The 15691-nt window shown below is 45.3% G+C and carries 16 protein-coding genes; 5 read left to right on the top strand and 11 right to left on the bottom strand.

Annotated elements, in window-relative coordinates:
* The first annotated feature begins 8 nt into the window (after nucleotides 1-8).
* Nucleotides 9-1976 carry a M48 family metallopeptidase gene (locus LQZ07_RS06670; protein ID WP_152780114.1) on the top strand — a complete coding sequence of 656 codons (1968 nt, stop codon included), beginning with the start codon at nucleotides 9-11 and terminating at the stop codon, nucleotides 1974-1976.
* A gap of 39 nt (nucleotides 1977-2015) precedes the next feature.
* On the opposite strand, the gene add is transcribed toward LQZ07_RS06670, so the two are convergent.
* A complete protein-coding gene (add, locus tag LQZ07_RS06665; RefSeq protein WP_152780116.1) occupies nucleotides 2016-3014 on the bottom strand; it encodes an adenosine deaminase in 999 nt (332 codons plus the stop codon).
* 273 nt (nucleotides 3015-3287) lie between these two features.
* Between add and LQZ07_RS06660 the strand changes: the two genes are divergently transcribed.
* The gene (locus LQZ07_RS06660) at nucleotides 3288-4226 is read left to right on the top strand and encodes an aldo/keto reductase (RefSeq protein WP_152780118.1); all 939 of its coding nucleotides are present in this window, start codon (nucleotides 3288-3290) and stop codon (nucleotides 4224-4226) included.
* Here LQZ07_RS06660 and LQZ07_RS06655 read toward each other — a convergent pair.
* The 6 genes from LQZ07_RS06655 to LQZ07_RS06630 form a co-directional block, all read right to left on the bottom strand.
* Entirely contained in the window at nucleotides 4223-4624 is a 402-nt protein-coding gene (locus LQZ07_RS06655) for a MerR family transcriptional regulator (RefSeq protein WP_016400389.1), read from the bottom strand. The two genes, LQZ07_RS06660 and LQZ07_RS06655, sit on opposite strands and share 4 nt — an antisense overlap.
* Before the next feature lie 49 nt (nucleotides 4625-4673).
* Entirely contained in the window at nucleotides 4674-5237 is a 564-nt protein-coding gene (locus LQZ07_RS06650) for a DUF4136 domain-containing protein (RefSeq protein ID WP_152780120.1), read from the bottom strand.
* 82 nt (nucleotides 5238-5319) lie between these two features.
* Entirely contained in the window at nucleotides 5320-5937 is a 618-nt protein-coding gene (locus LQZ07_RS06645; protein WP_152780122.1) for a hypothetical protein, read from the bottom strand.
* A gap of 503 nt (nucleotides 5938-6440) precedes the next feature.
* A complete protein-coding gene (locus LQZ07_RS06640) occupies nucleotides 6441-8330 on the bottom strand; it encodes a DUF3488 and transglutaminase-like domain-containing protein (RefSeq protein WP_152780124.1) in 1890 nt (629 codons plus the stop codon).
* Nucleotides 8323-9300, bottom strand: a complete 978-nt coding sequence (locus tag LQZ07_RS06635; RefSeq protein ID WP_152780126.1) for a DUF58 domain-containing protein — start codon at nucleotides 9298-9300, stop codon at nucleotides 8323-8325. Before LQZ07_RS06635 ends, LQZ07_RS06640 begins: the two co-directional genes overlap by 8 nt.
* Nucleotides 9301-9302: 2 nt before the next feature.
* Nucleotides 9303-10214 (bottom strand): MoxR family ATPase, encoded by a 912-nt coding sequence (locus LQZ07_RS06630; protein ID WP_152780128.1) that lies wholly within the window; start codon nucleotides 10212-10214, stop codon nucleotides 9303-9305.
* Nucleotides 10215-10336: 122 nt separating this feature from the next.
* Between LQZ07_RS06630 and LQZ07_RS06625 the strand changes: the two genes are divergently transcribed.
* Nucleotides 10337-10474 carry a hypothetical protein gene (locus LQZ07_RS06625; RefSeq protein WP_194164063.1) on the top strand — a complete coding sequence of 46 codons (138 nt, stop codon included), beginning with the start codon at nucleotides 10337-10339 and terminating at the stop codon, nucleotides 10472-10474.
* 16 nt (nucleotides 10475-10490) lie between these two features.
* The gene (locus LQZ07_RS06620; RefSeq protein WP_152780130.1) at nucleotides 10491-11306 is read left to right on the top strand and encodes a class I SAM-dependent methyltransferase; all 816 of its coding nucleotides are present in this window, start codon (nucleotides 10491-10493) and stop codon (nucleotides 11304-11306) included.
* A 129-nt stretch (nucleotides 11307-11435) separates the two neighbouring features.
* On the opposite strand, the gene LQZ07_RS06615 is transcribed toward LQZ07_RS06620, so the two are convergent.
* From LQZ07_RS06615 to LQZ07_RS06600, 4 genes are all read right to left on the bottom strand, one after another.
* Complete coding sequence (locus tag LQZ07_RS06615) at nucleotides 11436-11699, bottom strand: hypothetical protein (RefSeq protein ID WP_016400397.1); 264 nt, start codon at nucleotides 11697-11699, stop codon at nucleotides 11436-11438.
* A gap of 214 nt (nucleotides 11700-11913) precedes the next feature.
* Nucleotides 11914-12879, bottom strand: a complete 966-nt coding sequence (locus tag LQZ07_RS06610) for a trypsin-like serine protease (RefSeq protein ID WP_152780132.1) — start codon at nucleotides 12877-12879, stop codon at nucleotides 11914-11916.
* A 99-nt stretch (nucleotides 12880-12978) separates the two neighbouring features.
* On the bottom strand, nucleotides 12979-13803 hold the full coding sequence (locus LQZ07_RS06605) for a nucleotidyltransferase domain-containing protein (RefSeq protein ID WP_152780134.1): 825 nt from the start codon (nucleotides 13801-13803) through the stop codon (nucleotides 12979-12981).
* Between the two features lie 96 nt (nucleotides 13804-13899).
* A complete protein-coding gene (locus LQZ07_RS06600; RefSeq protein ID WP_152780136.1) occupies nucleotides 13900-14235 on the bottom strand; it encodes a DUF2960 domain-containing protein in 336 nt (111 codons plus the stop codon).
* A gap of 314 nt (nucleotides 14236-14549) precedes the next feature.
* Here LQZ07_RS06600 and LQZ07_RS06595 point away from each other — a divergent pair, with 314 nt between their 5' ends.
* Nucleotides 14550-15677 carry an efflux RND transporter periplasmic adaptor subunit gene (locus tag LQZ07_RS06595; protein WP_152780138.1) on the top strand — a complete coding sequence of 376 codons (1128 nt, stop codon included), beginning with the start codon at nucleotides 14550-14552 and terminating at the stop codon, nucleotides 15675-15677.
* Nucleotides 15678-15691: the final 14 nt, after the last annotated feature.

The raw sequence follows: 15691 nt of genomic DNA, 5'->3' as shown, positions 1-15691 counted from the left end.
GGAGCACCATGAACTTTTTTGCCGAACAAGATCATGCTCGTCGTAACAGCAAGTGGTTGATCTTATTATTTGTTATCGCTGTAATCATTTTAATTGGCCTAAGTAATATTTTGATCGCAGCGTGTTTGTGGATGTTTGACTCTACCAGTGAGTTAAACTTGCCAGACAATCGCAGCTTCTTCTCTGCCGATATTTTGGTATTTGTTAGCTTGGTAATGACTAGCGTCATTATCTGCGCGATTGCTTTTAAGTGGTTTCAGTTAAAAGATGGCGGCAGAAGAATAGCTGAATCTTTAGGTGGTCAGCGTATTCCACCAAATAGCCAGCACCCAGAGCAGCAACAAATACTCAATGTTGTTGAAGAAATGGCACTAGCCTCTGGCATGCCGGTGCCTTCGGTATATTTGCTCAAAGATGAAATTGGCATTAATGCTTTTGCAGCAGGCCACACCCCTGCCGACGCAGTGATTGGCATTACTCAAGGCGCACTTGAACAGCTTAATAGAGAGCAGTTGCAAGGTGTAGTCGCCCACGAGTTTAGTCATATTCTAAATGGTGATATGCGCCTAAATGTGCGCTTAATTGCCTTGCTTAGCGGGATAGTTTTTATCGCTAACCTTGGTGAATTTATTCTACATACTCAGCGTTATAGCCACCGTTCATCGAGCCGTTCTAACAATAATGACGCTCGGGTGGCGGCTGCAGGGTTTGGCTTACTGGCTCTAGGCTGGATAGGTTTATTCTTTGCAAATATGATCAAAGCAGCCATCAGTCGCCAGCGCGAGTATTTGGCGGATGCATCGGCTGTGCAGTTTACGCGTAACCCCAATGGCATCGCCGATGCGCTAAAAATTATCGGCGGTTATGATGCTGGTTCGGGTTTACGTACCCCACTTAGCCAAGAAACCAGCCATATGTTTATAGGTGATGCTCGCCGTTTAGGCAGTTTTTTTGCTACTCATCCAGCCATTAAATCACGGATAAAACGGATTCTTCCTCGTTGGGATGGTGCACTGATCAAGCGCGATATTAAAAAAGTAGCCAAACCTATTTACAGTAAAACCAGCCAACAGCAAGCCAAACAACAACGCCAGGAGCAACTCAAAAAAACCGTGTTTGTAGCTGCCGCTGCAGAAGCGGCCATAGACGCTCTAGATAACAAATCAGAAAAAGCTGAGTTTACCCTATCAGAGAATACCGTAACGGTAAGTGGCGAATTAGCCCACTTACCCGATGGATTGCTCAGTTTAGCTCATGATCCTTGTGGCGTTATTAGTGTGGTTTATGCCTTACTGCTTAGCAACGATGAAGCACAACGCGCTAAACAGCTAGACGATATTAAAGACAACCTGAGTAAATCTTCAAGAATTGAAGAAACCCTTCAAGCTTGGAGTTGGATAAACTCGGTGGACAAAAGCTACCGCTTACCCTTGCTCGAGCTATCTTTTCCTGCGCTTAAGTGTATGTCGGCCAAGCAATATCAGCGTTTTATGGACAATCTACGCAGCCTAATTAAGGCAGACCAACAAGTTGATATGTATGAATGGTGTTTGTACCACTTAGTAAAACACTACTTATCTCATCAATTTGAAAAAGTTACGCACAGCAAACCGGTCTATAGCAGTATTCCAGCGTTATCTGAGCCATTTTCAGTCGTATTATCGAGCCTCGCTTACTTTGGCCATGATAATGATACCGAGACTCAGCGCGCCTTTGGGATAGGCGCCAACAGCATTGGTTTATATACCATTACCTTGTTGCCTCTAGAGCAATGTCAAGTTGAGCATTTTGGCCCAGCAGTGAAAAAGCTCGCTAACGCCTACCCGCAAATTAAGCAGCGTATTTTGCGCGCCTTGGTGGCATGCGTTTGTTTAGATAAACAACTTACCGTACTAGAAAACGAAATGATCCGCTGCATTGCAGCAGTAATGGATTGCCCAGGCCCACAGATAAGCTTGGGTGTGCGGCGCCCATAAAAAAGCCCGTGCTAATGCACGGGCTTTTGCTTGGTTCCTTTAGCGTTTTGAGGCTTTTTCCCGCAAGGCCTGACGCGCACTTTCACTAATAAAGGCCATTTTCAAACCGTTGCTTTGCAGTTTGGCGATCTGTTCATCTCCAAAACCCAACTGCTCGCGTGCAATGCGGTATTCGTCGGGTAAATCAATCGCCGATACGCCAGGGTCATCGGTATTTAAGCTAGCTCGAATACCATGTTCTAAAAAGCGTTTGAGTGGATGCTGGCTTAAGTCTGGCGTGGTATTGGTTTGGAAATTAGATGATAAGCAAGACTCAACACCAATCTTATGTTTTGCTACATAGTCCATTAATTCTGGATCGTCGGCAATCTTAACGCCATGACCAATACGGGTTGCCCCTAGTTCGCGAATCGCTTGCCACACACTCTCTGGACCAGCGGCTTCGCCAGCGTGTACCGTAATAGCAAAACCTGCATCTCGGGCACGTGAAAACTGCTCCACAAATAAACTACCCGGATGACCTAACTCGTCACCCGCTAAATCTACCGCCACAATTTGATCGCGAAACGCCATACAAGCGGCTAATTCATCGCTACAACTTTGCTGACCAAAAGTGCGGCTCATAATGCCAATTAAGTTTACTTGCACATCATGCTTTTGCATGCCACGGCGCACACCTTCGATAACCGCTTCAACCACCCCTTCTGGGTTAAGTTTATGGCTCATCGCCATATAGCCTGGGCTAAAACGTAATTCGGCATAATCGATCTGCGCTTTTACTAAATCTTCAACGTTCTCTTCAGCCACCCGCGCACAAGCATCGTAATCACCTAATACATTTACCCCCCAATCTAACTTAGAAAGGAAGGCCACCAAGTTAGGCTCTTGCTTGGTAATTTGCACATGAGGGATTAATTCTTGTAGCGAGTTAGCAGGCAAACTTACGTTAAACTTCCGACCCAATTCCAAAATGGTTTCTGCGCGAATGGTGCCATCTAAGTGGCGGTGTAAATCGGTAACTGGGTATTGTTTTAACATGAAGATTCCTGCATCGTTTTTATAACTTATTTATCGCCTCAGTGTAGTCAGCACAAGGTCGCAAGCCAAATTAGATTAACCGAAATAAGGCCTTCTTTTTCAATAAGTTTAGGGCTTAATTTAATCCTAGCCGAATGTGTTGAAATATCACTAGTCAAAGCGATATTTCACCGACTCAGTATTAGCACTTGACTTGGAGTTAACTCCAAGATTTACACTCAGGCCTAAGTTATTTGTTTACATAGTAATCAACAAGGCTTTTGAGGAGTCAACATGGAATTGGCACGTTTGGGCAACAGCGATTTAGATATCTCTCGTATTGGTTTAGGCGCTTGGGCAATGGGTGGAAAGTGGCAGTGGGGCTGGGGAGCACAGCAAGATGAAGACTCCATTGCTACCATTCAACACGCTTTATCATTAGGCATTAATTGGATCGATACAGCGCCCGTTTATGGGCTTGGACACAGCGAAGAAGTAGTAGGTAAAGCCATTAAAAGCTTGAGTGAAAAACCACTTATCTTTAGCAAATGTGGTTTTAACTGGGATGCACAAAATAATATTGAGCCATGTCTTAAAGCAGCCAGTGTTAAACAGGAAGTAGAAAATAGCCTAAAACGCCTGCAAGTAGAAACCATCGATTTATACCAAATTCACTGGCCTAACCCAGCCGAGGACATTGAAGAAGCTTGGCAAGCCATGCTTGAGTTAAAACAGCAGGGGAAGATTCGTTATTTAGGCGTTTCTAATCACTCCATCGAACAGATGCAAAGCCTACAAAAAATAGCCCCTATTAACAGTATGCAGCCACCATATAGCCTAATAAACCGGGAATGTGAAACTGAGCTACTGCCCTATTGTCAGCAACACAATGCCGGGGTGATTTGTTACTCACCAATGGGATCTGGCTTACTTACTGGAAAAATGAGCGCCGAACGGATCGCTGCAATGGGTGATGATGATTGGCGCAAAAAAGCCGATGACTTCAACGAACCAAAGTTAAGTCATAACTTAAAAATAGTTGCTGCCCTACAGCAAGTTGCAGAAAAACATCAAGTATCGGCAGCAGAAGTTGCGATTGCATGGACCTTAAAGCACCCGGCAGTAACCGGCGCCATTGTGGGAATGCGTAGCCCTGAGCAAGCTGATGGGGTAATAAAAGGCGCTAGCCTTAACCTCGATAAACAAGATATCGCCTTGATTGAATCGGTTTAAAGCGACTTAAGTTTAATGCTTAATTCGCTACCGGTTTGGTAGTGCTCTATTTTCCGCTGTACGTGTTCTAAATTTCGATTTAGGCAGGCTATTTGTTGCTCGGTTTGCTGTTTATGATCGAGCAACAGCTGCAAACGCTGTTGCTCGGTGCTAGGGCCTTCGTCCAGCATATCGCGATATTGCTTAATCGCATCAAGCGACATGCCGGTAGACTTCAAACAAACAATAAAACGCAGCCATTCTATGTTTTGCGAACTAAAACGACGATGGCCACTAGGTGAGCGATTAACCGTAAACAACAGCCCTTTTTTTTCGTAAAACCGCAAAGTGTCGCTGCTTATGCCTGCTAATTCTGCTGCTTGCTTTACGCTAAAACTACTAGGTGTATTCTCGGTCATCGCTTTTGTCCTTAAGTCACTAACTTAGTCAACTACATGCCAAAGCGACTCATCGCTGAGGTAGATATTGCAGCAAACGCTCAATGGCTGATTCGATACGCAGCTTTCGTTCGCTAAGGGGAATATCTGTAGGTGCCATGCCTTGGCCTAATACCCGCCAAAATGGGCCAGTATCTTCTGCTTGAAATAGCGCCACCATAATTGAGCCTTTTTGGTAGAGCTCAGGATCTAGTGAATCACTAGACATCCCCGCCATCATACCAGCGCGTTCTAATATTTGCTGGTCACTCATTTGAGATTCAAGCGCTGCGCCCACGCCAACTAAAAAGTCGGGTTGCTGCTGCAAAGAGACTTGTTGGTAGCCCTTCTCAGCCATTGTTTTAGCAATACTTTTGCGCAGCTCGCTTAATAGTAGCTCTTCATTCTCGGCCTTCTCTAGATGAGCTTTGCCTAGACTTGGGTGCCAAGCATATCGGCCATTGGAGCTGTTTAAGTACTCAACATCCCCAGTAACAACGGTAGTTGAGCGGGTTTCGGGAGCGCGGGCTTGCTCGACAGGAACGCAAGCAAATAGCAAAGGCAGAAACAAAAACGGCAGCAATTTCAAACGCATATTACAGTTACCTAAAGGCGAATCAAAAAACTCACCCTAGCATAAAATTAACAGCATGTTGCGCTATTCTGCTGCCTTAGCGCTAAGCAAGTTTATATTGGTATAGTGCTGCATTATCACCCGAAGGTTTGAAGCCCATTTTAACTAAATACTGTTGATGGCTAGCTACTGCGGTATAGCTAATTAGCTGCTTAACCCCTAAAGCCTCAAAAAATCCTGAGCTATGGTAAAGGTAGTCGCCAGTTTTAAAGTCGCGATAAGCCGGGAAAACATAGTCGAGCTTTATTTCAAACTCATGCAGCTGCTGTTTGCCCACCAAAATGCCAGCAGGCTCACTATTGCGCATAAGCATATAACAGCCCTGCCCCAGCAAGCTATCTGTTGAAAATTGCGGGAAATACTTCTCGATATCAGTTTGATAGTGCTCAATCCAAAAACCAAGCAATGGGCTGCTAGCTTCCACTGCCACTAGTTTAAATTGGTCCTTGCTACGGTAGATACCCTGCAAGTAATAAACGTTAGCAAATACAATAAATAGGTTTAACAAAGCCACCGGCATTGCACCAATAATAAACCCATAAGTAGAAAACAGCGCCGCCCCAACCATGTTTAACCAGCGCAGCTTTACAATCGAACTCATGGTTAACGAAATGGCCACCACCACCGACGCCAAGTAACCAAACCACTCAATCCAATCCATTATCATCTCCTTTTGTCTGAGCTTTTAGTGTCGCTCACTTTACGAGCAGCGATGCTAATAATCTGGTTAGCTCACACAAATTGACAAATAATTTAGCCTTAATTAAGAAAACTCACTGTATTTGTTGAAAAGAACTAGGGTCTGTTGATCTTTGGTGTTGAAATTTTGTTCGAGATAAGCGGGCTTTAATCGCGGCGAGCACTTAGAAGCCTAGTGGGCTAAGCAAGAAGTGCTCAACAATGGGTAAAGTTCGCTTATCTAAACCCTTCGGGCAGCATTTATTAGCCATTTATTCAGCGTTAGCGAGTAATTATTAAGCCCACTTAACTTCACACTCACTGCCTTGCCTAAATGGCTAATAAATTGCTGCAAAAACCATCAGCAAAGATCAACAGCCCCTAGTGAATAAACACAAATGATTAGCGAAAAACTGAGTGATAGAAAGGAATCAAAACCTCATGCGAGCCACCATAACGAGTAGCTCTTTATAGTTAAATTGGAGCCTAAGGCTGATAGCGCTTTTGGTTATAGTTATTAATAGCGTGTTTTAGCGCGAATGCTCGCTGCGGAGCTTGCTGCTCTACACGCTTTAAGAAGTGACTAAAGCTTTCCCCTTTAGCCCGAACTACTCCCCGCCTTGCCAATAGCCAACACTGCCATTTAAGCGAGACAACTTGTTTATTGGGCAGACGCCATTGCCAAGGTTTAGCCATAAGCAAAACAGTGGTAAGTAAACCCAGCAAAATCATCCCGGCGGTTAACATTAATAAGGAGCTGCCCGGCAGCCAAGCCAGCAATTGAGAGAACAGACTTAACTGACGTTTGTGGTCAAAGTTAAGTACCCATTTAGCCCACCAATAATCGGCTTGGGCAAGCCATAAGCGCAGTTGGTTAAAGCCTTGGGTGTACCGAATCTTTTGGCCCCAACCGCTAATGCTTTGCCACTGCTGAGCGGTAGCTTGGCTTTGCTGTAGATTGTTTTCCACCCGGTCAGGGGCGATCCAAGCAGTGGGATCTAGACGCACCCAGCCTTGGCCATCCCAATACTCCATCCAAGCATGAGCATCGTAGTTGCGCACAGCCAGTAAGCTGTCTTGTTGCTCCCACTCTCCACCTAAAAAGCCGGTAACCATGCGGGCAGGGATCCCCTGTAAACGCGCCAGTATCACCACACTTTGCGCATAGTGAACACAAAAGCCGCTTTGCTGATCTAATAAAAAACGCTCGACGCCTAACAGCCCAGGGTAAGCCGGCGGACTGAGGGTATAACTAAACTGCTGACTTAAGAACCACTGCTGCACACGTGTCATCACTTGCTTTGGGTAATCAGGTGCTCGAGGGCTTAAGCCGGACCCCAAGTGCTCACTAAGCTCGCTAACTTTGGGTGTAATGTTTTGCGGTAAACGGGTAAGAAAGTGCAAATAAGCAGGTGGAACTGCGCTGCTGGTAGGCGGCTCTAATTGACTAAAATTTAGAATTTGTCGTGGAAAGCTCTCGCCTTCACGTTGCCAGCTACCATCGGCCACGTAGTTGGCGCCACCACCACGAACTTGGCTAGGGTTTAAGGTGGCTAACCACGCTTGACTGGCCGGTTCTAACAAGAGTTGATACTGATTAATAGCACTTGAGCTATCGGGAGCTTGTTTCTGTTGGGCTATCTGGCTGCGGGTCCATTGCTCACCATCAAATTCGTCTAAAACCATGGCTCGCCAATACAGCTCATCGGGTTCTGGCGCGCGACTAAACTCCGCCCGAAATACTAACTTGTCAGAGCGAATCAATTGGCTGATATCGCCAGGGCGAACCACATCAGACAGGCCAGTTTGCGCGCTGCTCGGGGTAGGCATTTTCCACAAAGGCGCCAAACGTGGAGCAACAATAAATAGCGCGATAGCTAGGGGAGCAATAGCCAATAACCACAGGCCTAATCGTTTAGCCCAGTTAAAGCTTACTTTCACATCTAAGCTAAGCAACAGTAGCAAGTGTAAAAATGCCACTATTGCAGCTAACAATGCAGCTAAAGGCTGGCTAGAAAAAACCAGTGAAAATGCCACCAAAAACAAGCCAGTAAGACTAAACATTTCCACATCACGCCGCTTATGCAGCTCAATATACTTTAAGCTGTAGCCAAGCATTACCAGGCTCACCAGCTTATCAAACAACTCAAAGGAGCGCGCCAACCACAGCACCAGCGCAATAAGTAGCACTAAGCTTAGCTTTACCCAGCGCGGTTTAGGTAAAGTGGCTAAACCTTGCATCACCCGCAAGCGCCACCACCCCGCAGCCAAGCCTACAAGCACTAGCAGCCATGGCACTTGTTGTAGCAATAACAAGGCTGTTGCCGAATAACACAATAAGGACATGCGAATATGCGAACTGTTGAGACTATTCATCACCGCTCGGCGCCTCTGCAAGTAACCTTAAACCCGCTTTTAGTTGCTGTTGACCGCTACCGCTGGCCAGTTGCTTTGCACCAACTTGTAAGCTAAAACTCTGTTGCTGTTGCGCCAACTGACGCAACCAAAAAGCCAATACCGAGAGAGTTTGTTCATAATTCAAACCGCTGTGCCTGCGATCACTAAGGTGTAAATCAATACTAGGGTTGCCAGTAAATGCCTTAGTCTGTAAGCCTCGCCCCGCAGCAAACTGCTTCCAAGCCAATAAGCTTTTTCGCTCGCCGCTACGGTAAGCTTTAAGGCCCGAAAATTCACTTTGCAACTGGCTATCACTAGCCGCACGCTCAACATCATGGGCTTCTACCCATTCTTGAGAAGGGCAAGCAAAACCGGCCAGCGGTGCAGGATAAGCCAGCAACTCACAATTAAAATCAGCCACCGTCCAACATCTAAATAAACCCAGAGGAAAGATACTAGAGAGACTTATCCGAGGCAGTAGTTGACGCCCACGTTGCTGTACTTCCAAATCTAACGCCAACTGACCATCGAGTTGTTGATAGGCTTGCTTACAGGGCCAGTTCTTTATTTCTGCAGCTAAGGCTTGGGGCTGTTTGTTGTTAACTATGTTAAGTAATAAACGCAGCGGCTTGTCACATTGCCCTTCAGGCCGCTGCAATAAGCTTACGGTATTTCCCGACATGTTTTGATGGCATAACACCAAGCACACTAACCAAAGCGCCAACAACCATAGGCCCAAGGCAATAATTAAGTTATTTTGATAGTTGCTGCCCATCATCAACATCACCACTAAGGCGATTAAAAAAACCCAACCAAAGCGAGTGGGCAGAATAAACAGATTTTTTCGAGTTAAACGTAAACTACTACTGCTAGGCACGCGTTTAGCTAACCAAGCCTCGCTGCGCACGCCCTTCCACTGTTTAAACGCTTTTAGCAATTTGTGTCTCATGCCTAAGTCAAATCACTATAGGGGTCTACTTCGGCCAATATTTGCTTGGCATAGGCTTCACCGCTATCTCCTCGCCCTAAACGGTGGGCACTCACCGCACTAAACACCGCTTGCACATCCTCTGGGGAAACGTGCTGCTTATGATGAACAAATGCCCACGCCTTAGCGCAAGCAAGTAAGGTTAAGCTGCAACGTGGTGACAAAGGACTAGCCCCTTCCAGCACTCGGCTGCAGTGCACCAAACGCAATAAATAATCTAACAAAGCATCACTGCAATGCAGCGCATTCACTTGCTGTTGCAACTCCAACAGTTGCTCTACCGAAAGCGCTGCTAAAGATTGTGGGGGTTGATTGCCTCGTTTAAGCATTGCCATTTCTGAATCTAAATCAGGAAAGCCAATGCTTAAACGCATGGCAAAGCGATCTAACTGAGACTCGGGTAAGTCGAAAGTACCAAGCTGCTCACGTGGGTTTTGGGTGGCAATAACAAAGAACGGCGCCTTTAAAGGGTAGCTCTCACCGTCGGTACTCACTTGCTGCTCTTCCATGGCTTCGAGCAAAGCACTTTGGGTGCGAGGACTGGCGCGGTTAAGTTCATCAGCCAAAACTAGATGGTGAAAAATAGGCCCAGGATGAAACTTAAACTGCTGAGTAGGCGGTTCAAATACCGACACACCGATAATATCAGCAGGCAATAAATCGCTAGTAAATTGAATTCGCTGAAAACTTAAGCCAAAACCAGCAGCAAGCCATTTAGCTAAACTGGTTTTCCCAGCACCCGGCAGATCTTCAATCAGCAAATGGCCAGAGGCCAATAAACAACTCAAAGCCAAACGCACTGCTTTGGGTTTGCCAAGCAATTGTTGCTCAAGGTAATCACAAATTGGCGCTAATTGAGGATGTATTTGATTCATATAAGTAAAGGCCCTATTTTTAGTCGCTCTAGCATACAAAGCTTTTGCTCATTTGTGCAGCCAAAGTCGTCAAACTTATCGCTCTTGTCGAAAATTTGTTGCGAGGAGTTCACCTAACATTGATGCCCGAAAGCCCAGTATTCACTTCCCCCTCAGGCATAATCAGCCAAACCACCCAAAGCCTTAACTGTAAAGATAATGCTGCACAAGCCACTGTCGTTATCGCTTTGTTTAACTGTAAGACTAGCGCATTAGACTAAAGTCTAAGCAGCTTAAATGACGGAGTTTGAGATGAATACTCACCAACACGCAACAACTGGCAAAACTAATGGGCGCTTATGGGGATTGTCATCTCAAGACTGGGCCAATATTCAAGAGCAAACCTGTCGCCCGGTATATCTAGCAGCATTTGACAGACTGGCCATTAACGAGACCAGCTACTACTTAGACGTTGGATGTGGCTCTGGCATGGCCACCGCTTTGGCCAGCGAACAAGGCGCAACAGTGCATGGGGTTGATGCTTCACAAGCCTTAATAGAAATCGCCGAGCAGCGCTCTCCAAACGGGTCGTTTCATGTGTCTGATATAGAAACGCTGCCATTTAAAGATGACAGTTTTTCTTGTATTACCGGCTTTAACTCATTTCAATATGCGGGGGATCCTGTTGCAGCCTTAAGCGAAGCCAAACGCGTTGCCAAGCCTGGCGCCAAGGTAATAATTATGACTTGGGGTGAACCAGAAGGAATGCAAGCGGCCTCCTTAGTGGCAGCCTTAAAACCGTTGTTACCCGCACCACCCAAAGGCTCTCCGGGGCCTTTTGCCCTATCCAACAAAACCTTATTACGTGAATTTGCACTTAAGTCTGGACTAAAACCTATAGACATCTTCGACGTTGAGTCCCCCTGGCAATACGCTGATTTAGAAACAGCCTTGCGCGGCTTAGCCTCATCAGGAGTTGCAGCAAAAGCCATTGAAAATACTAGTCATCATGCATTGGACAAAGCGCATCGTAAGGCCTTGTCGCCATTTGAGAACCTCGATGGCAGCTACAACATAGAGGCCACTTTTCGTTGCTTATATGCCAGCGCTTAATTAGCCGAGTTGAACGGGAAGTATCAGAGTAAGTGACAGGAGGGAAAAACAAAGCTTCAATTGTTTATTAAGAACTATCACCATCGAATAGAGGCGATAGCTCTTAAATTATCGCGAAGTCATTTTAAATTATGCTTGAGCGACAGCAGGCTCTCGTTTGAAGTACTTAACAATACCTACCACTGATGCACCAATCCAGAATAGCTCAATAACAAAGCTAGCTAGGTTAAAATTAATGCACAAACTAATTAGCAGCAAAATTGCACCGCTTAAGTTCATTAGGTTGTAGGCAAGTTGCTTGGGGTTTAAACGCTCTAACTGTAAAAGAAAAAACGAACCTACCACTAAGGCAGTACCAAGTAGTCCAACGATATCGGCAAAAATACTTTGCATAAAATTCTCATTAACAAGCAAAAATGTTCGTCCAAATTGCTGGCCCAATCCTTGGGGTGGACGTTCTCAACTGTTTAACAGCACTCCATGAGACAGCTTGTTAGTGGCATATAAAAATGCGGGCGTAATCTACCAGAAAACGCCCGCCGATGCATGAGGATTTTTTAAACAATTTAACGGAAGAATTATTCCGTTAATTAACTAATTGAAAAATCTAATTTTTAGCTTTTCTAAAGCGGCGTAACACCAGCAAAGCAATTAAACCTAGACCGCCAGCAGCCCCTCCACCACCAGAGCTAGGCCGAGGAACAGCAGCTAATTGAGAGCACAAACTTGGGTCTGCTCGCTCTGCTTCGCTGGCTTGGATTACTTGGTTAATCCAGCCTGACAATTTGCCAACATCTGCGTAAACCCCAGGCGCATTAGCACAACTGCGTGTTCCCCAGCTAACAATGCCTGCCAGCTTGTATTGGGTGCCCTCATCAATAAACAGTGGACCACCACTGTCGCCGGAACATGAATCGGCTATATCACTATCCGCACAAAACATTTGGTCGCTTAACCACTCCGCGCCATAAAACTGGCTACATTCTGAGGCCGATGTTAAAGAGAGATCGGCTTGTTGAAGCTCATCAAGATACTCGGGGTTATCAGCATCATTGTTTACTCGGCCGTAACCAATTACTCGCAAGCCAAAACCAGGAGAGTATTGGTCAAAAATGGCACTTTGATTAATCGTTATTGGCGTAATTGAAGTAGCGTCAGCTAAACGTATCAACACTAGGTCATAGTCTCCATTAACCTTGCCTTCCTCAGTGTTATCAAAATCAACGTAATCTGGATGTTGGCATACCTCTGCCATCGGCAAACCGTCATCATAAGAATAATTGAATTCATCTTCGCCAATAAAAGCGATGATATCTTCAGCTTGAGTATGCTGCCCTTCTTCATATTGATCGAAAGTACAATGCGCGGCACTTAACAGCCATTGCTCGTTAATTAACACAGCGCCACAGTGGCTGCTACCCGCTTTAAGTTGAGCCATCCACGGATAAGCACCTTTAGGGGCATCTTCCCCCCCTACAACATAGGGAACGGCTAGCTCGGAGCTTGCAAAAGAAGCGCCTGAGAATAGAGTTAGCGCGAGTAAACCACCTGCGGCTTTACGGCTTATTAGCATCAATACATCCTTGTTTTTACTACTATGATTAGCGCTACCTTCACATTAAATATTATTTAAATCAATAGAGATAGATCAATGTAGCTTATCTTTTATCTGCTAATCCTTAGCAGGCCAGCTTAAGGAAGTTTGAGTCGTTACCACCTGCTGTAAGGTTTCGGTCAGCAAACTCACTGTATCTAATAAACTGTCTGCTGCTTGCCCCACCTCAGCCAGCAAACGTTCGACGTTTTCAGCTAGCTGGTTTGGACAAATATTGCAGTGCAGCTCAGCGTACTCAAGCATACGCTTCTCTCCTGGATGCGGCAGCCCATTAATAGCAAACAGAATGTCGAAATAGCTGGCTAAAAACTCTGCACAACGGTGATTTAAGCTAACCCGGTCTTGGCGCTTTAAGGCCTTGGCTAATTGAAAGTAGTAAGCGGGCATTTGCTGCATAAGTAAAGGCGCATTTTTATTTACAATTGCTTGTTGCAGTGCGCTGGGATAAGCCACATCAAAACGTTGCTGTAAACGCTTGGCTTGACCGTTAGCATCATAAAGGATTTTTGAATCTAGCAAGTTTGCCCAAAAGCAGGAACTATAACCCACCTTTGCTTGATGGCGCTCCACTAAGTAATGCAGCTCATTTTCCAGGAAGGAAAAGTCTCGATAGATGAGTTCAATCTCTATTCCGTCGAGCAATACACCGTCGTCTTCGGTTTCCCAAAACTGATTATTTAACTCAAGGTACTGACAATGCTTTGCCACTATCTTTTGACGTGCTTCAGCCGCCAAGGGGGCGTTTAAATAAACATATACATCGTAGTCAGAATAGCTATCAGAAAGGCCGCTAGCTCTTGAGCCCGCCAGTAAAACTGCATCAACTTGTGCAAGCGCTGATAGCTCATCAACTAGCGCTAAGAAGTGGATAGATTCAGACATATTTAACATTCCCTGTTGTTTATCAAGCTAGCTTAATAAAAAACCCTGTTAAATATAGGGGCACTTTATAGAAAAGCGCTTTCAAGCACTAAATCACTATTTGGCTTCTTTCTCTTCGTCTTTTAAGAAGCGAATATCACTAAAGCCTAAACGCTGGAACTCTTTTGCTCGGTATTCTTTCAAGGTCGCCTTGTCTCTTGTAGACATAGCCAACTGTTTCTCCATAGCTAGAAATGAAGAAATATCAACACCTTCAGCTGCCGCTACTGCTTCATGTACATCATGATACTTATCAAAAGAAAAGTTTATGACCTTGGTTTGACGTTTATATTTGTATGTCACTTGGCGTGCCATCATGCCCTCTACGCGCTCTAAAATTTGGCTAGATAATAGCGTAAAGCCAAGCCCAATGCTGTGCTTTATCCATTTCATAAATAGCTTTTAAAGAGAAATCAAATACTAACAAGCTGCTTTATTCTTCACTCACCAGATAAAGCATCAAGCAAACATCAAACTTGCGGATAAATCCCGAAGTTTAAACTCGGTATTACTGAGGCTGCCTTTAGTAAATATGGGTGTATATTTAGCCCCTACTTATTTTTAGTAATTACTAAAAATAAAGGCGTCAGAAAGGCGTTTCGCAAGGATCGCGTTCTAGTTAGCATCCGCCAACTATACCAATGCAGGGAGCTCTCGGCTCTTTCGGCAACTTGTTCCGCACCATTGTATAGTTTGAGGATAGTTTCATGTTTTCCACCCGTCTTCGTATGCTTGTGACTGCCGCAGCATTAGTTTTGCTCAGTGCGTGCAACTCTTCTACCGAGTCTGCCGCCCAGATACCCGCCAGCTTAGTTAACACTGAATTGGCACAAAACCTTCAATACGCGCCTTCCCAGCAATTTGTTGGTCGCATTGAGGCTTATCAAGATGTAGATATTCGCGCACAAGTAAGTGGCTACTTGGTAAAACGCCACTTTGAAGATGGCCAGATGGTAAAACGCGGACAACTGCTTTATGAAATTGACCCGACCCGCTACCAAGCCGCAGTTGCTCAAGCCAAAGCCTCACTCGCAAAAGCTAAGGCAGCACTAACCAATGCTGAAATAAACTGGCAACGTGGCGAACGTTTATTGCCAAAGAATAATATTAGCCGCTCAGAGTTTGACCGCTTAACCGCAGAAAAGCTATCTGCCGAAGCTCAGTTAGAAGCTGCAGAAGCAGAACTTAACGCCAGCTTAGTCGATTTAAAACACACCAGCATTGTTGCCCCTTTTGATGGGCGAATTGGCCAAAGTGAAGTAAGTAAAGGTGACTTAATCACTATGACTAGCGGCGCGTTAACTAACCTTGTGAGCTTGAATCCAATTCGCGCTAGTTTTCGTGTATCGGAGCGTGAGCGCCTAGCGATGGGGCTTGATCATGTAGACGCTCACTCAAGTGCACAAACCGACGATACCATCGTTGATTTAGTGATTAGCGATAACCGTAGTTACCCCAATAAAGGCCGTTTAGATTTCATCGACAACCGAATTAATTTACAAACCGGTACTATCAATATCAGTGCTCAGTTCGACAACCCGCAACAGCAGCTTTTGCCCGGTCAATATGTCGAAATAGGCCTTACCAGCACCGCATTAGTTGAAGCAACAGTGATCCCTCGTCGCGCGGTACAAAGTGACTTAGAGGGCGGATTTGTCATGTTAGTCGGCGAAGACAACAAGGCAGAGCGTCGTAATGTCACCATTGGCCCAGTGCTAGAGCAAGGCGTTGTGATACATAAAGGTTTGCAAGGTAACGAGCAGGTTATCACTGCTGGCTTACAACGTGTACGCCATGGTCACCCAGTACAAGTTGTTGAAAAGCAGCAAGGATAAGGTAATTAGTCACT

Source organism: Agarivorans sp. B2Z047 (assembly GCF_023373605.1).
Classification (GTDB): Bacteria; Pseudomonadota; Gammaproteobacteria; order Enterobacterales; family Celerinatantimonadaceae; genus Agarivorans; species Agarivorans albus.
This window is presented reverse-complemented; position numbering and strand designations above follow the sequence as displayed.

Bases quoted from the DNA above. Each gene is read 5' to 3' on its own strand.
- LQZ07_RS06670 (WP_152780114.1), top strand. From the start codon at position 9: ATGAACTTTTTTGCCGAACAAGATCATGCTCGTCGTAACAGCAAGTGG.
- add (WP_152780116.1), bottom strand. From the start codon at position 3,014: ATGTTAAAACAATACCCAGTTACCGATTTACACCGCCACTTAGATGGC.
- LQZ07_RS06660 (WP_152780118.1), top strand. From the start codon at position 3,288: ATGGAATTGGCACGTTTGGGCAACAGCGATTTAGATATCTCTCGTATT.
- LQZ07_RS06655 (WP_016400389.1), bottom strand. From the start codon at position 4,624: ATGACCGAGAATACACCTAGTAGTTTTAGCGTAAAGCAAGCAGCAGAA.
- LQZ07_RS06650 (WP_152780120.1), bottom strand. From the start codon at position 5,237: ATGCGTTTGAAATTGCTGCCGTTTTTGTTTCTGCCTTTGCTATTTGCT.
- LQZ07_RS06645 (WP_152780122.1), bottom strand. From the start codon at position 5,937: ATGGATTGGATTGAGTGGTTTGGTTACTTGGCGTCGGTGGTGGTGGCC.
- LQZ07_RS06640 (WP_152780124.1), bottom strand. From the start codon at position 8,330: ATGAATAGTCTCAACAGTTCGCATATTCGCATGTCCTTATTGTGTTAT.
- LQZ07_RS06635 (WP_152780126.1), bottom strand. From the start codon at position 9,300: ATGAGACACAAATTGCTAAAAGCGTTTAAACAGTGGAAGGGCGTGCGC.
- LQZ07_RS06630 (WP_152780128.1), bottom strand. From the start codon at position 10,214: ATGAATCAAATACATCCTCAATTAGCGCCAATTTGTGATTACCTTGAG.
- LQZ07_RS06625 (WP_194164063.1), top strand. From the start codon at position 10,337: ATGCCCGAAAGCCCAGTATTCACTTCCCCCTCAGGCATAATCAGCCAA.
- LQZ07_RS06620 (WP_152780130.1), top strand. From the start codon at position 10,491: ATGACGGAGTTTGAGATGAATACTCACCAACACGCAACAACTGGCAAA.
- LQZ07_RS06615 (WP_016400397.1), bottom strand. From the start codon at position 11,699: ATGCAAAGTATTTTTGCCGATATCGTTGGACTACTTGGTACTGCCTTA.
- LQZ07_RS06610 (WP_152780132.1), bottom strand. From the start codon at position 12,879: ATGCTAATAAGCCGTAAAGCCGCAGGTGGTTTACTCGCGCTAACTCTA.
- LQZ07_RS06605 (WP_152780134.1), bottom strand. From the start codon at position 13,803: ATGTCTGAATCTATCCACTTCTTAGCGCTAGTTGATGAGCTATCAGCG.
- LQZ07_RS06600 (WP_152780136.1), bottom strand. From the start codon at position 14,235: ATGAAATGGATAAAGCACAGCATTGGGCTTGGCTTTACGCTATTATCT.
- LQZ07_RS06595 (WP_152780138.1), top strand. From the start codon at position 14,550: ATGTTTTCCACCCGTCTTCGTATGCTTGTGACTGCCGCAGCATTAGTT.